Below are 14,686 nucleotides of genomic sequence, written 5' to 3' on the forward strand. Positions count from 1 at the left end.
GTGGCCGCAGGTCCCGCACTGAGCGCCGGGCGCCTCGGCGCCTGGCTGGTCAAGGCACGCGGCGACGAGGCCGAGACCCAGCAGCACCTGCGCACCGGTCTCGTGCACGTGGCTTCGCGTTGCGTACGCCCGAGCTACCGCACCGGGCTCGTGGCGGCGGGTCAGCCGGTGCTGCTGTGGATCAGCGGGCGGGTGCCCGGTCTCCCGGCCGGGATCCACGCCCGCGGGCGGACGACGGGCCGCGTCGTCGACGACCTCATGCCGGTGGACCTGGTCCCCCTGGCCGCACCGGTGGTGCGCACCGCGCTCGTCGAGCACCCCGTGCTCTGCGGCCTCGAGGTGCTGCGCATGCCCGCCGGCAGCAACCCGTCGTACGTGACGACGGAGCAGCTCGCCGCCCTGCAGGACCTGAGCGAGGAGCTGCGCGACTGAGGGACGGGACTCCCGGCGTGCACAATGGTCGTCCATCTCGGAGAGGGGGAGCCGTGCGGCTCATCAGGACGGCAGGGGCACTCGTCGCAGCGCTGGTGATGGCGGGCGGGCTCGCGGCGCCGGTCGCGGCGGCGCCGCTGCAGATCGAGTGGGTCGACGACTCGCAGGCGGGTCAGGTCCCGCAGCAGCTCGTGGTCGATCCCGCCACGGGGGACGCCCTCGCGCTCGCGGGGGCGTACAGCGGGTCGGAGGTGCTGCGCCGCCTCGACGCCGACACCGGCGCGGTCGAGTGGACCGTGCCCGTGCCCGGGATGACCCACTTCGCCGCCGACCCGTCCACGGGCCAGGTCGTCCTCGTCGGCTCGCGGGACGCCGGGCAGTTCCTGACGTTCGTCTCCGCCGACGGGTCGGTCGTGGGGCCGCTCGCCACGACGGTGACGGCGAAGGTGATGAGGCTCGCCGTGGACGCGGGCACGGGCCAGGTGTGCACCCTCGGCCAGGAGCGACGCCGCTCAGCGACGCCCAACGCCTGGGTCACCGCGTGCTGGACCTCCGCGGGCCAGCCCGTCTTCGCCGACACCTGGCAGCCGCCGGCCGGCAGCACGGTGCCGAACGCGCTCGCGATCGACCCGAGCAGCCACCGCGTCTACACCGCGGGCACGTCGCGTCCCAAGGCCGGGCGGCACAAGAAGCAGGAGACCCTCGTGCTCATCGCCCACGACGCGTCGGGGGCCCAGCGGTGGAAGCGGGTGCAGCGGGGCGTGTTCGCCCCGGGCTGGTTCGACATGGCCGTCGACCCGCAGCGGGGACGCATCCACCTCGTCAACCAGCCGTCGCTCATCCAGTCGCCGATGGAGCTCTACTCCTTCGACGCCCGGGGCACGCTCCGGTTCACGCGCAGCTGGGAGGACCTGGGCAGCGTCTACACGACCGACGTGGGGGTGACGCCGGAGGGTGATGTGCTCGTCGTTGGCGGGGGCGCGGCGACGGCAACGCTGCGCGCGTACGCCCCGTCCGGGCGCGTGCGGAGCAAGGCGGTCGTGCGGATCGCGCGGGACCGCCGTGAGAACTACCTGCAGGAGATCGCGATCGATCCCCGCCGCGGGCTCGCCCACCTGCTGGCCGGCGGTGGTGACACGCCGATCAGGGTGGCGTCGTTCACGTTCCGCGGGAAGAAGCGCTCCGACGTCGTCGTCGACCGGCGCCACGCCATCTTCGGCGAGATCGCCGTCGATCCCGCCGTGGGCCGGGTCTACACCTCCGTCGCGCTCGTCGACGATCCCGCGCAGCGGATCACCGCGCTGAGCCGATGACGTCCCGCCTCCTCGCACTGACGGTCCTCGCCGCCGACCCCGCGGGCGCGGACCGGTTCTGGCGCGCCCTCCTCGGCCCCGACCCCGCGCCGTTCGACCTCGTCTTCGTCCCGTCCGAGGAACCCGTGCGCCTGCCCGCCCAGATCCACCTCCACCTGAGCAGCAACGGCGCCACCCAGGCCGAGACCGTCGCCCGGGCGCTCGCGCTCGGCGCACGCCGCCTCGACGTCGGGCAGCTGCCGGACGAGGACCACGTCGTGCTGGCCGACCCGGAGGGCAACGCCTTCTGCGTGATCCCGGAGGGCAACAGGTGGTTGGCGGGCACGCCCTTCCTCGGCGAGCTCGCGTGCGACGGGACGCGGGAGGTCGGGGTGTTCTGGAGCGAGGCGCTGGGGCGGCCGCTGGTCCACGACGAGGACGGCGAGACCGCGATCCGCCTCGACGACGGGCCGATCATCGCGTGGGGCGGGCCGCCGCTCGACGAGCGGCGCGGGCGCAACCGGATGCACGTCATGCTCGCCGCCGACGACCTCGAGACCGAGGTCGCCCGCCTGGCCGGTCTCGGTGCCACGATCGTCGCTCGGACCGCGCGGGAGGTCGAGATGGCCGACCCGGACGGCAACGAGTTCCGGGTCCGCGGCTGAGGTCGGCTCCCGCCTACCGCTGCAGCTCCACGGCCTCCGGCGTGTGCAACCGCACCATGAAACGTCCCGCGTGCGCCGGCACCGAGGCCCGGGTCAGCCGCGACACGACGACCATCGTCAGGATCGAGGCCGGCACCGACCAGGCCGCGGGCTGGCCCAGCAGCGCCGACTCCCACCCCTCGTCGGGCGACGCGGCGAGCGTCCACGCCACGGCGAAGCCCGACCCCAGCCCGCCGACGAGCAGCCCGGCGACCGCTCCGGCCGGCGTCAGGCCGCGCCACCAGATGCCGAGCATCAGCAGCGGCGCGAACGTCGAGGCGGTGACGGCGAAGGCGAGACCGACCGTCCGCGCCACCGCGACGTCCTGGGCGGGGAGCGACAGGAGCAGGGGCACCACGACCGCGATGACGGCTGCCACCCGGAAGGCCGCGACCCCACCGAGGCGCCGGGTCCCGAAGCGCCGCCCGGTCACGTCCTGCGACAGCACGCCCGCGACCGCGATGGTCAGGCCGGAGCTCGTCGACAGGAACGCGGCGAACGCACCCGCCGTCACGAGGCCGGTCAGGAACGAGCCCGCGACGCCGCCGACCATCAACGACGGCAGCTCCAGCACGAGGACGTCGGACCTCCCGGCCGCAAGGTCCGGGGCATAGATCCGGCCCAGCGCGCCGTACACCGGCGGCAGCACGTAGAAGATGCCCAGCAGCCCGAGCACGGCGAGGGTCGTGCGCCGGGCGGCCCGGCCGTCGGGGTTGGTGTAGAACCGCACCACCACGTGCGGCAGGCCCATCGTGCCGAGGAACGTCGCGACGATGAGGGAGTACGTCGTGTAGAGCCCGACACCGCCGCCCGGCGACGCCAGCGGGACCGACCACGAGGCGGGCGCTGCGGCGGTCGGGTCGGCCGAGCCGTCGGCCATCCAGACGGCGAGCAGCACGAAGACCGGGACCAGCAGCGCGGTGAGCTTGAGCCAGTACTGGAAGGCCTGCACGAAGGTGATCGACCGCATCCCGCCGGGGCTCACCGACGCGAGCACGACCAGCGCGACGACGAGCGAGCCGGCCCACGGCGGCGCGTCGATGGTGGCCCGCAGCGTCACGCCCGCGCCCTGGAACTGTGGCAGCAGGTAGAGCCAGCCGATGCCGACGACCAGCACCGAGCAGAGCTTGCGGACCCCGCGCGAGCCCAGCCGCGCCTCGGCGAAGTCCGGCAGCGTGTACGCCCCCGATCGGCGCAGCGGCGCGGCGACGAGCACCAGCAGGACGAGGTAGCCCGCGGTCCAGCCGACGGGGTACCAGAGCATCTCCGCGCCGAAGGTCAGCAGCAGCCCGGCCACGCCGAGGAAGGACGCGGCCGAGAGGTACTCGCCGCCGATCGCGCTGGCGTTGAGGCGCGGCGCGACGGTGCGCGAGGCGACGAGGAAGTCGCTGGTCGTGCGGGAGATGCGCAGGCCCCACGTGCCGATCGCCAGCGTCGCGAGGGAGACCAGGACGACGGCGACGACGCCCGGCACGACAGAGGTGCTCACTCGTCCACCGATCCCACGAGATCGGCGAAGTCGCGCTCGTTGTGCTCGGCCCGCCGCACGTAGATCCAGCCGAGGAGCACCAGCCAGGGATAGGTCAGGACGCCGAGCAGCAGCCACGCCACCGGCACCGGGCCGACCCGGACGTCCCCGAGGCCGGGAAAGACGTGGAACAGCAGCGGGAGCAGGCCGACGGTGAGCGCCAGCGCGGCCAGCACCCGCAGCGCGAGGGACAGCTGCTCGCGCAGCAGGGACCGCATGAACACCTCGCCCAGCGCGGTCTCCGCGTCGATCTCGCGCGTGCCCGCGGCGCGTACGTCCTGGGCGCGCCGCCGCGGCGGGCCGGTCACCCGGACCCGGGCGCTCGGCTCGCTCACGGCTCGCGCCGGGTGAGGACCGAGCGCAGCTCGCGGGTGTGCCGTCGGCTCACCGGCAGCTCGGTGCCGCCGACCACGACGCTGACCCGGCCGCCCTCGCTGCGCACCTCGTCGACGTGGGGGAGCGCCACAAGCACCGAGCGGTGGATCCGCACGAAGCCGGCCGGCGCCCACTGCTCGGCGAGGGAGGAGAGCGGGGTGCGCACCAGGTGGGACCCGTCGGCGGTGTGCAGGCGGGCGTAGTCGCCCTGCGCCTCGACGTGGGTGATCTCCGAGCGGTTGATGAAGCGGGTGACGCCGCCACGCTCGACCGGGATCTGCACGTCGCCCGACGGGGCCGGGCCGCCCGCCTCCACCACGCGGCGCACGGCCTCGGCCAGCCGCTCCTCGCGGACCGGCTTGAGGACGTAGTCGACCGCGCGCAGCTCGAAGGCCGCGACCGCGTGCTCCTCGTGCGCGGTCACGAAGACGATCGGCGGCGGCTGCTTGAAGCGGGACAGCACCTGCGCGAGGTCGAGGCCGGTGAGGCCGGGCATCTGGATGTCGAGGAACACCGCGTCGACCTCCTCGGCCTGCAGCACCCGCAGCGCGTCGGTGGCGGAGTCGGTGCCGACGACCTCGCCGATGCGCGGGTCGCGGCCGAGCAGGAACGTCAGCTCGTCGAGGGCCGGACGCTCGTCGTCGATGACGAGCACCCTGAGCTGCGTGCTCATCTCGGGGTCCCCGTTCGGACCGCAGCGGAGCGAGGATTCGAGCGGGGTGATCTCATACCTGGACCCCCGGGGCGAACTTCGGCACCCGGACGATCACCTTCGTGCCGGCCCCGGGTGCGGTCTCGACGACCAGACCGTAGTCGTCGCCGTAGGCGTTGCGCAGCCGCGCGTCCACGTTGCCCAGGCCGACGGAGTCCATCGACGCGTCACCCGCCAGTGCCCGGCGTACGCGCTCGGGGTCCTCGCCGGTCCCGTCGTCCTCGACTTCCAGCACGCACTCCTGGTCGAGGTCACGGGCGGTGATCGAGAGCCGTCCGACGCCGTCGGGCTTGTCGGCGCTGGCCTCGAGCCCGTGGCGCACGGCGTTCTCGACGAGGGGCTGGATGCACAGGAACGGCACCGCGACGGGCAGCACCTCCGGCGCCACCTGCAGCGTCACCTGCAACCGGTCGCCGAAGCGGGCCTGCTCCAGCAGCAGGTAGCGCTCGACGGAGCGCAGCTCCTCGGCGAGGGTCGTGTACTCCCCGTGGCGGCGGAAGGAGTAGCGGGTGAAGTCGGCGAACTCGAGCAGCAGCTCGCGGGCGCGGTCGGGGTCGGTACGCACGAAGCTGGCGATGGCGCCGAGCGAGTTGTAGATGAAGTGCGGGCTGATCTGCGCCCGCAGCGCGCGCACCTCCGCCTCCATCAGCCGGGTCCGCGACAGGTCGAGCTCGGCGAGCTCGAGCTGCCCGCTGACCCACGACGCCACCTCGTCGGCGGCGCGGACCAGCCCGCCGGTGGTGTGGGGCGCGCCGACGACGAGCGCGCCCACGAGGGTGTCCTCGACCACGAGCGGGCTGACGATCGCCTGCCGCACCTGGCACCCGCCGTCGTCGCACAGCAGGGTCCGCTCGTCGACGATCATCGTGCGTCCGGTCTCCGCGACCTGGCCGATCGTGGCGGCGAGCTGGCTGCGGTGGTGCCCGCCGAGGCCGTCCCAGGCCAGCAGCCCGCTGGCGTCGCCGAGGCCGGCGGCGGGCGTGCCGAGCAGGGCACGCAGGTGGCCGACCGACTTCTCGGCGCTCGTCGTGGTCAGGCCCTCGCGCAGCGCCGGGCTCGCCAGCGAGGCGTTGTGCAGCGCGCGGAACGCGGCGCGGTCGGCCTCACCGCCGAGGGACGTACGCCGCCACCGCCATGCCATGCGGGGAGGGTAGCCGCGATCAGCGCTCGCAGCGGCGCTCGACCTCCGCGCCGCACCGATCGCGGCCCTTGCCCCCGTCGGCCCTGTCGCGACCGCGGCCGCCGTAGACCCGGTCGTTGCCGTTGCCGCCGCGGAGGGTGTCGTGGCCGTCGTTGCCCAGGACGACGTCGGCTCCGCGGGTGCCGGTCACCACGTCCTTGCCGGGGCCGCCGGCGATCCGGGCCGACTCCGTGCAGTCGAGGTCGGGCTCGAAGACCGAGTCGTAGGTGCGTCGGATCGTGTCGGCCCCGCCGCGGCCCTTGACCACGGCGCGGCACGCGGTGAACCCCAGGCGGTTGCTTCCCTCGCCGCCGCGCAGGAGCAGCCGTCGCGCGACCAGCTCGGCGTCCTCGAACTCGGGGGTCGAGACGTAGAAGGGGGTGGTCTCGACGATCATCCGGCGGCGCTTGAGGTCGAGCTCGAGCTCGTCGCCCGGAGCGGTGACGGCCAGCAGGTCGCGACCGTCGCCACCGCGGATCCGGCTGCCCGGCACCGGCGAGACCCCCGTCCGGTAGGTGTCGTCGCCCTTCCCCAGGTGGATGTCGGCGAAGGCGGGCGCGTCGGTGCGGTCCACCACGAGCTCGTCGGCGTCGGAGCCGACGAAGGTCAGCGGTCGCTGCTCGCGGGAGTACTCCAACCAGAACTCCTCCAGCCCGCTCCACGTCGCCCGCGGCTGGCCGTCGGAGGTCAGCCGGCCCGCGACGTTGTCGATGACGGCGGCACCGGGACCGGTGAGGATGGACAGGCCGTCCGAGCCCCCGCCGCCGGAGAAGACGTCCGGCGTGCTCGACGCGGGGTCGGGGTACGCCACGCTCACCCGGTCGTCCTGACTGCTGCCGACGAAGGTGTCGGCGCCGGTGCCGAGGGTGGCGAGGATCGCGTTGGCGGAGTTGGTGCTGTCGATCGTGTCGTCGCCCGGGCCCGCGTCCACCGGTGCGGGCGTCGTGGGCGGGAAGCCGGTCTCGCCGTTCAGGCAGATCACGTCGTCGCCGCCGAGGGCGTCCACGGACATGGCCCCGTCGGAGACGATGACGTCCGGGCCCTCGGTGCCCACGATGTGCGTGCCGGGTGTGCCGATGATGGTGGCGGGCAGGCCCTGGCAGGTCACGGCTGCGGCGGTGGCAGCGACGGTGGAGGTCGTAGTCGGGGCGAGCAGGCCGAGGCCCAGCGCGGCTGCGGCGGTCAGGGTCGTCGTACGACGCATGCGTCCCCCCGGAGGATGGTCAGCGGAAGTCGATGAGCAGCATGTCGGTGTCGGTGCCGTCGCTCACGACCGGTCCCTCGTGGGACGGCTCGTCCGGGTCGGACGTTGTGGGCTCGTCGCGATCGGTGACGACGGCGCGGTAGCACCGGGTCACGTAGGGGACCTGCATGCCGTCCATGCCACGGCCGTACTCGTCGTAGAACGCGAGCACGTCGGCCAGGTGCTGCTCGCGCTCGTCGGCGTCCATCAGGGCGAAGCTCGACCGCGAGCGCGCCATGTCGAGGATCGACTCCCGGTCGATCTCCTGCCAGTGCTTGAAGCTCGCTTCCTCCATGAAGCCGAAGAGGTCGCTGTGCACCAGCGCCTCGGCCGAGGAGGTGTCGAGGTCCTGGCGGCCGAGGATCGCGCCCATCCGCCGCACCCACGGGATCCGCTCGTCGCGACTGTTCCAGACCAGCGCGACGTGGCCGCCGGGCTTGAGCACCCGGGCGATCTCGGGGAGCGCGCGCTCGTGGTCGAACCAGTGGAAGGCCTGCGCCACCACCACGACGTCGACCGAGCGGTCGTTGGCGGGGATCTCCTCGGCGGTCGCGACCTTCGCGCTGACCTCGGGCACGTGCTCGCGCAGCACCGCCAGCATCGCCTCGTCGGGCTCGGTGGCGAAGACGGCGTGGCCCTGGTCGACCAGCTCGCGGGTGAGCTTCCCGGTCCCGGCGGCGAGCTCGAGGACCACCTTCGCCTCGCCCCCGGCCAGCCACGCCGCGGCGTCGGCGGGATAGCCCGGCCGGCCACGGTCGTACGCCTCCGCGACGGCGCCGAAGGACCGCGCCCGGTCGACGGTGGCGGGGGTCTCGGGGAGTTCGTCGCTCATCGCGCTCACCGTATCCCGCCGCCGTGCGCGGCCCTAGGCTGCACGCGTGAGCTCGTTCGCACGCCTCGACGCGACGCCCGTGCAGCGGACCGTCGCGCGTCTGGAGGAGCGGATCGCGGCTCGCTTCCCCGAGCGCGGGCTGCGTCGCGTCGCGGGCGAGCTGGGTGTGCTGACCGCCGACGTCGCCGAGGGTGCGAGCGCGATCCGGGACCGGGTGCGGTGGGTACGCCTGGCGTCCCGGGCCGCCGCGGCGCTGGTGCTCGCCGCCACGGTCGTGGTCTTCGTGCTGGCCTCCCGCGACGCCGTCCACGCCGGGCCGGACCGGTCCTTCGAGTGGGTGCCGCTCATCGAGTCCGCCATCAACGACCTCGTCTTCGCGGGGCTGGCGCTGTGGTTCCTGTACGCCCTCCCGCAGCGCGTCGAGCGCGGGCGGCTGCTCGACCTGCTGCACCGGCTCCGGTCCCTCGCCCACATCGTCGACATGCACCAGCTCACCAAGGATCCCGAGCGGCTGCGGCCGGACTTCGTCGAGACGTCGGCGTCGGTCGAGCTCGACCTCGGTCGCGCCGAGATGGAGCACTACCTCGACTACTGCTCCGAGCTGCTGTCGCTCATCGGCAAGGTCGCCGCGCTGTGCGCCGAGGAGTCGCGTGACGCGCTCGTGCTGACGACCGTCAGCGACCTCGAGACCCTGACGACCGGGATGTCGCGCAAGATCTGGCAGAAGATCTCGCTGCTGCCCCTCGCCGACTGACGCACGCTCCGGCGCGGCTACCGTCCTCCCCATGACCGACCCGCTCGCCTGGCTCACCGACCTCGAGGGGGTCCGCTCGGCCTACGCCGGCACCCGCGACGGGATCGACGTGATGCTGCGCGACCGCGGCCTGCGGCGCACCACCCCCGAGCTGACCGCCGAGTCGCTGCTGCGCGGTGCCCACGCGAGCGCGGTGCTCGAGGGGTCGGCGTCCACGCTCGAGGACGTCCGCGACGGGCGGGGAGACGAGATCGCCGCCGACGCCGTACGCCTGTCGGCCTCGATGCTCGCCCTCGCGCCCCTGCTGAAGACCGCGCCGCTCCAGGCGGTCGCGCGGCTGCACACGGTCGTCGCCTCCTCCGCGCTGCCCGCCGACCAGCTCGGCCGCCCGCGCGACGCGGCGTCCGCCGACCGGCTCCGGGGGGTCGCCGAGCTGCTGCTGTCCGGCACGGAGGCTCCCGCGCTGCTGGTCGCCGCGGTCGCCCACGCCGACGTCGCGACCGCGGCGCCCTTCGCCTCGCACAACGGCATCGTCGCCCGCGCGCTCGAGCGGCTGGTGCTGGTCTCGCGCGGCGTCGACGCCAAGTCGCTCGTCGTGCCCGAGGCCGGGCACCTCGCCCAGCGCGCGGCGTACGAGTCCAACCTCCGCGCCTACAGCGACGGCGGGCCGCGCGGCGTGCAGGCGTGGGCGCTCTACGGCGCCGAGGCGTTCGCGGCGGGGGCCGAGGCGTCGCCGCTGCGGGGGTAGTCCAGTGAGCAGTGGCTGCCCGCCCGGGTAGTCCAGTGAGCAATGGTCGCCTTCGCGGCCGAACGGCAGCCAGTTCCCACTGGACTACCCCGACGCCGCCACGGACGGCGACCGCCCGGGCCCCGCGGTCGCCCTCGGACGTGCGAGCGGCACCCGTTCACGTGGACCGGGTGCCGCCGCTGACACGTGATGCCTGGGCTACCAAGCGTGCTCTTCTCAATCGCTGCCTCGGGCAGATCCCGATCGGCCAGCACCCCATCGGATGGGTGGATCGCCGCGTGGGTACCCGGATCACGTGCTGTCTCTTGAGTTGCTGATTCAGTCCTACCCCTGCTGGGCGGCACCTTCAAGGCTTGACTTTGCCCGGCGTCGGTGGGCCTCGCTCAGGCGCCGCTGATCCGCTTGCGGCGGTTGGCCCACATGACGCTCCCGGCGGCGACCGCGCCACCGACGGCCAGCGCCGCGAGGGTCGGCCGGGCGGGCGGCAGCGGGATGTGGCGGCGCAGCGCGACCGGGCGCACGAAGCTCAGCACCGGCCAGTCGTGCGCCGTCGCGATGCGTCGCAGCTCGCGGTCCGGGTTGACCGCGAAGGGGTGCCCGACGACCTCGAGCATGTGGGAGTCGGTGACGGAGTCGCTGTAGGCGTAGCACTCCGCGAGGTCGTAGCCGACGGTCTCGGCCAGGCCCTCGATCGCGCGGGCCTTCTCCTCGGCGTAGGCGTAGTAGTCGATGTTGCCGGTGTACCTCCCGTCGACGATCTCCATGCGCGTCGCGATCACGCGGTCGGCGCCGAGCAGCTCGCCGATGGGCTCGACCACCTCGGCGCCCGACGCCGAGACGATGACGATGTCGCGACCGGCGAGCCGGTGCTCCTCGATGAGGCTGACCGCCTCGTCGTAGACCAGCGGCTCGACGATGTTGTTGAGGGTCTCGTGGACGATGTCGCGGACCGTCGCGACGTCCCAGCCGGCGCACAGCTGCGACATGAACTCGCGCATCTTGTCCATCTGGTCGTGGTCGGCACCGCCGGTGAAGAAGACGAACTGGGCGTACGCCGAGCGCAGCATCGCGCGCCGCGAGATCAGCCCGCCCGCCTGGAACTCGCGGCTGAAGGCCAGCGTGCTCGACTTGGCGATGATCGTCTTGTCGAGGTCGAAGAAGGCCGCGGTCGGGCGGGTCATGCGGCCATCGTAGGGGCCACCCGGCAGCGATTTCGGGCCTTCGGGCGTCCACAGGCAGCCCATCGGGGTGGTCGTCCACAGGTCCGGTCGCGTGCGGGTGGCCGGCGTCGGTGGTCCGGCCGAGGATGTTCCGATGCCCGTCCTCCTGGTCACCCGGTCCCCGTCCGTCCACGACGCAGTCGTGCCCCTCTGTGCGGCGGCGGGGGTCGGGGGTGTGCGCCGATCCGGCACTCTCCCTCGCGACGTGGCGTGACGCCGATCTCGTCCTCGTCGGCGCCGACCTCGCGGGCGCGCTCACGGACCTGGGCCCACCGCGGCGGGCCGGGGTGCACGTGGTGGGTGCGCCGACGGGAGACGAGGCGTTCCGCCACGCGCTCGGCCTCGGCGCGATCTCGGTGGTGGAGCTCCCCGAGGGCGCGGGCTGGCTCTCCGACGTCCTCGCCGACGTCGGCGAGCGCGCCTCGCCGGGACGGCTCGTCGGTGTCATCGGCGGGTCGGGGGGTGCCGGGGCGACCACGCTGGCCTGCGCGCTGGCCCAGTGGCACGCGACTCGTGGCGCCACGCTGCTCGTCGACGCCGACCCGCTCGGTCCCGGGCTCGACCGGCTGCTCGGCATGGAGGAGGTGCCGGGCGTGCGGTGGGAGGCGCTGGTCGAGACTGCCGGCCGGCTCGGCGCGCGCTCGCTGCGCGAGGGCGTGCCCCGACGGCACGGGCTCGGTGTGCTCACCTGGGCGGCGCTGCGCCGGCGGCTCGACCTCGCGACCGCGCGCCGGGTGCTGCCCGCGGCGATCCGCGGACACGACCTGGTGGTCCTCGACCTGCCCCGCCAGGCCGACTCCCTCGGTGAGCTGGTCGACCGGTGCGACGACCTGCTCGTGGTCACGCCGACGACCGTCCCCGGCCTCGCCGCGACGGCGCGGATGGTCGCCGGCCTCGGCCGCGAGGGACGGACCGGCCTCGTCGTGCGGCCGGGCGCACTCAGCGACGCCGACGCCGCCCGCGTCACCGGTCTGCCCGTGGTGGCGGCGGTCGGCGACCAGCGCGGCCTGGCGGCGTCGGTGGACCGCGGCCTGGGGCCTCTCACCGGCCGAGGTCCGCTCGCCCGCGCCGCCCGCGACCTGCTGGCGGCAGCATGAGCATCCCCGTCCCCGCCGTCGCCCCGGTTGCGGGTCCCGCCGCGGTCCCACCCGCCGTCCTCGACGACGTACGCCGCCGGCTGGCCGGCTCGACCGGCGACCTGACCCCGCACCGGGTGGCCGAGGCGCTCCGTGCGTCCGGCGCCCCCGTCGGTGATGCGACGGTCCTGGCGGTGCACGACCTGCTCCGCAGCGACGTCCTGGGAGCAGGCCCGCTCGAGGAGCTGCTGCGGCTGCCCGGTGTCACGGACGTCCTCGTCAACGGCCCCGACGAGGTCTGGCTCGACCGCGGCGCCGGGCTCGAGCGGGCCCGGGTCTCCTTCCCCGACGACGCCGCCGTCCGCAGGCTCGCGCAGCGGCTCGCCGCATCCGCCGGGCGGCGGCTCGACGACGCGACACCGCACGCCGACGTACGCCTGCCCGACGGCACCCGCTTCCACGCCGTCCTGTCGCCGGTGGCGCGCTCCGGCACGGTGCTGTCCCTGCGCATCCCGCGCGGACGGGTCTGGACGCTCCCCGAGCTGGTGAGTGCCGGCGCGGTGCCGCCCGACGGCGCCTTCCTCCTGGAGGAGGTCGTCGACGCCCGCTGTGCGTTCCTCATCAGCGGTGGCACCGGCACCGGCAAGACGTCGGTCCTGTCGGCGCTGCTCTCCCTCGTGGATCCCGGCGAGCGCATCGTCCTCGTCGAGGACGCCAGCGAGCTCAGGCCCGAGCACCCCCACGTGGTCGGCCTGGAGGGACGCCCGGCCAACATCGAGGGTGCCGGTGAGATCTCGCTGCAGACCCTCGTGCGGCAGGCGCTGCGGATGCGGCCTGACCGGCTCGTCGTCGGCGAGGTGCGCGGGGCCGAGGTGGTCGACCTGCTCGCGGCCCTCAACACCGGGCACGGCGGCGGGTGCGGCACCCTCCACGCCAACTCCGCCGCCGACGTCCCCGCCCGTGTCGAGGCGCTGGCCCTCGCGGCCGGCCTGCCGCGCGAGGCGGCGCACAGCCAGCTCGCGTCGGCGGTCGACGTCGTCATCCACCTGGGGCGCGGCCGCGACGGGCGGCGGCGGGTGCTCGAGCTCGGGGTCCCCGATCGTGACGCGTCCGGGCTGGTCGTGCTCCGGACGGCCGTGACGTTCGAGGTCGACCGGGTGGTGCGCGGGCCGGCGGCGGGTGCCCTTGCCCGCCGGCTCGGGTCGGTGGGCTGGTGACGGCGCTGCTGGCCGCCGTCCTGGTGGCCGCGGCCGCGGGGCTGGTGCTGCCCCCGGGGCCGACGACTCCTCGGCCCCCCGGGGCGGAGGCGGCGTCGACGTCTCGCCGTCACCGCCTCCGCCTACCGGTGCTGGCCCGCCGCGGCCGGGCGGCCGCCGACCAGGTCGCCGTGCTGGAGGTGTGCGACCTGCTCGCCGCCGACCTGAGCGCGGGTCGGCCACCCGGTGCCGCCCTCGCCTCCGCGGCGGAGCGGTGGCCGCCGCTCGACCCGGTGGTGGAGGCCCTGCGGCTGGGGGCGGACGTGCCAGAGGCGTTCCGGCGCCTCGCCCACGAGAGGCCCGGTGCCGCCGACCTGCGCTGGGTCGCGGGCGCCTGGCAGGTGGCCCAGGACTCCGGCCACGGCCTCTCCGCGGCGCTCGAGCGGACCTCCGCGGGGCTGCGCGCGCGTCGGCGCACCCGTCGCCTCGTCGACTCCGAGCTCGCCTCGGCCCGCGCGACGGCGCGGCTGGTGGCATGCCTGCCGGTGGCCGTGCTGCTGATGGGGTCGGGTACGGGCTCCGACCCGTGGGCCTTCCTGCTCGGCACCCCGGTCGGCTGGGCGTGCCTGGGCGCCGGACTCGCCCTGCTCGCCCTCGGCCTCTGGTGGATCGAGCGCCTCGCCGACGCCGCGGCGGCGACGCTGTGACCTGGCTCGCCGTGCTGTGCGCCACGGCGGCGGTGCTGCTCGCGCTCCCGTCGTCGGTCCCGCGGCCCTCCCGGACCCCCGTGTGGGGTGGCTCCGGGCTGGCCCCGCTGGCGGCGGCCGGGGTCGGGATAGGTGCCTGGCTCCTCGTCGGCGGGGTTGTCGGGATCGTCGCCGGCGTCGCAGCGGCCTGGGGTGCGCGCCGGGTGCTCTCTCGAGCGGAGACGCCTACGGCCCGACACGAACGCGAGGAGGTCGAGCGCACCCTGCCCCACCTCGTGGAGCTGTTCGCCGCGACGCTCCGCGCGGGCGCCGAACCGGTCGCCGGCCTCGCACGGGTGTGCCAGGCCCTCCCCGGTCCGGCGGCCGACCGGCTGCTGCCGGTCGTGCAGCGCGCGCACTGGGGCGCCGGCGGGGTCGAGGCGTGGTCCGCCGTGGAGGGGGACGACGCACTGGCGCCGCTGGCACGCGCGATGGTGCGCTCCCACGTATCCGGCGCGTCCGTGGTCCAGTCCGTCGAGCGCCTGGCCGACGAGCTCGCCCGAGAGTCGATGGCCCGCGCCGAGGACGCCGCGCGGAAGGTCGGCGTGTCCGCCGCCGTGCCCCTCGGGACCTGCCTGCTCCCGGCCTTCATGCTGCTCGGCGTCGTCCCGACCGTGGCCTCCCTGTTCGGGAGCGTCAGTCCCTGAG

At 74.7% G+C, this 14,686-nt stretch carries 16 protein-coding genes; 9 read left to right on the top strand and 7 right to left on the bottom strand.

The window, feature by feature from the left end; all coding sequences use genetic code 11:
* Genes F4692_RS09030 through F4692_RS09040 form a run of 3 tightly spaced genes read left to right on the top strand, consistent with a single transcriptional unit; the run spans position 1 to position 2,389 of the window.
* The gene (locus tag F4692_RS09030) at positions 1–432 is read left to right on the top strand and encodes a hypothetical protein (RefSeq protein ID WP_179619348.1); all 432 of its coding nucleotides are present in this window, start codon (positions 1–3) and stop codon (positions 430–432) included.
* A gap of 53 nt (positions 433–485) precedes the next feature.
* Positions 486–1,745 carry a hypothetical protein gene (locus F4692_RS09035; RefSeq protein WP_179619349.1) on the top strand — a complete coding sequence of 420 codons (1,260 nt, stop codon included), beginning with the start codon at positions 486–488 and terminating at the stop codon, positions 1,743–1,745.
* Positions 1,742–2,389: a VOC family protein gene (locus tag F4692_RS09040; protein WP_179619350.1), complete on the top strand. Its 648-nt coding sequence runs from the start codon at positions 1,742–1,744 to the stop codon at positions 2,387–2,389. The genes F4692_RS09035 and F4692_RS09040 overlap by 4 nt, the downstream gene beginning before the upstream one ends.
* A gap of 13 nt (positions 2,390–2,402) precedes the next feature.
* Here the strand turns inward: F4692_RS09040 and F4692_RS09045 are convergent, their stop codons facing one another.
* From F4692_RS09045 to F4692_RS09070, 6 genes are read right to left on the bottom strand one after another with little or no spacing between them, the layout of a single operon-like run.
* On the bottom strand, positions 2,403–3,917 hold the full coding sequence (locus tag F4692_RS09045; protein WP_179619351.1) for a sodium/solute symporter: 1,515 nt from the start codon (positions 3,915–3,917) through the stop codon (positions 2,403–2,405).
* A complete protein-coding gene (locus tag F4692_RS09050) occupies positions 3,914–4,291 on the bottom strand; it encodes a hypothetical protein (RefSeq protein WP_179619352.1) in 378 nt (125 codons plus the stop codon). Before F4692_RS09050 ends, F4692_RS09045 begins: the two co-directional genes overlap by 4 nt.
* Positions 4,288–5,004, bottom strand: coding sequence for a LytR/AlgR family response regulator transcription factor (locus F4692_RS09055; protein ID WP_179619353.1), 717 nt, complete (start codon positions 5,002–5,004; stop codon positions 4,288–4,290). Before F4692_RS09055 ends, F4692_RS09050 begins: the two co-directional genes overlap by 4 nt.
* A gap of 52 nt (positions 5,005–5,056) precedes the next feature.
* A complete protein-coding gene (locus F4692_RS09060) occupies positions 5,057–6,184 on the bottom strand; it encodes a sensor histidine kinase (RefSeq protein ID WP_179619354.1) in 1,128 nt (375 codons plus the stop codon).
* Between the two features lie 19 nt (positions 6,185–6,203).
* Positions 6,204–7,427 (bottom strand): calcium-binding protein, encoded by a 1,224-nt coding sequence (locus F4692_RS09065; RefSeq protein WP_179619355.1) that lies wholly within the window; start codon positions 7,425–7,427, stop codon positions 6,204–6,206.
* Between the two features lie 19 nt (positions 7,428–7,446).
* Entirely contained in the window at positions 7,447–8,298 is an 852-nt protein-coding gene (locus F4692_RS09070; protein ID WP_179619356.1) for a class I SAM-dependent methyltransferase, read from the bottom strand.
* A gap of 46 nt (positions 8,299–8,344) precedes the next feature.
* On the opposite strand from F4692_RS09070, the gene F4692_RS09075 reads away from it, so the two are divergent.
* Both F4692_RS09075 and F4692_RS09080 read left to right on the top strand, forming a co-directional pair.
* On the top strand, positions 8,345–9,052 hold the full coding sequence (locus tag F4692_RS09075; RefSeq protein ID WP_179619357.1) for a hypothetical protein: 708 nt from the start codon (positions 8,345–8,347) through the stop codon (positions 9,050–9,052).
* A gap of 31 nt (positions 9,053–9,083) precedes the next feature.
* Positions 9,084–9,800 (top strand): Fic family protein, encoded by a 717-nt coding sequence (locus tag F4692_RS09080; protein ID WP_179619358.1) that lies wholly within the window; start codon positions 9,084–9,086, stop codon positions 9,798–9,800.
* 383 nt (positions 9,801–10,183) lie between these two features.
* Here F4692_RS09080 and F4692_RS09085 read toward each other — a convergent pair whose 3' ends face one another.
* Positions 10,184–10,981 carry an HAD family hydrolase gene (locus tag F4692_RS09085; RefSeq protein ID WP_179619359.1) on the bottom strand — a complete coding sequence of 266 codons (798 nt, stop codon included), beginning with the start codon at positions 10,979–10,981 and terminating at the stop codon, positions 10,184–10,186.
* A gap of 212 nt (positions 10,982–11,193) precedes the next feature.
* On the opposite strand from F4692_RS09085, the gene ssd reads away from it, so the two are divergent.
* Genes ssd through F4692_RS21780 form a run of 4 tightly spaced genes read left to right on the top strand, consistent with a single transcriptional unit; the run spans position 11,194 to position 14,685 of the window.
* Positions 11,194–12,117 (top strand): septum site-determining protein Ssd, encoded by a 924-nt coding sequence (gene ssd / locus F4692_RS09090; protein ID WP_179619360.1) that lies wholly within the window; start codon positions 11,194–11,196, stop codon positions 12,115–12,117.
* The gene (locus tag F4692_RS09095) at positions 12,114–13,313 is read left to right on the top strand and encodes a TadA family conjugal transfer-associated ATPase (protein WP_179619361.1); all 1,200 of its coding nucleotides are present in this window, start codon (positions 12,114–12,116) and stop codon (positions 13,311–13,313) included. Before ssd ends, F4692_RS09095 begins: the two co-directional genes overlap by 4 nt.
* Positions 13,310–13,999: a type II secretion system F family protein gene (locus F4692_RS09100; RefSeq protein WP_179619362.1), complete on the top strand. Its 690-nt coding sequence runs from the start codon at positions 13,310–13,312 to the stop codon at positions 13,997–13,999. The genes F4692_RS09095 and F4692_RS09100 overlap by 4 nt, the downstream gene beginning before the upstream one ends.
* The gene (locus F4692_RS21780; RefSeq protein ID WP_179619363.1) at positions 13,996–14,685 is read left to right on the top strand and encodes a type II secretion system F family protein; all 690 of its coding nucleotides are present in this window, start codon (positions 13,996–13,998) and stop codon (positions 14,683–14,685) included. The genes F4692_RS09100 and F4692_RS21780 overlap by 4 nt, the downstream gene beginning before the upstream one ends.
* Position 14,686 lies beyond the last annotated feature (1 nt).

Origin of the sequence: Nocardioides cavernae, assembly GCF_013410035.1 — a bacterium.
Lineage (GTDB): Bacteria > Actinomycetota > Actinomycetes > Propionibacteriales > Nocardioidaceae > Nocardioides > Nocardioides cavernae_A.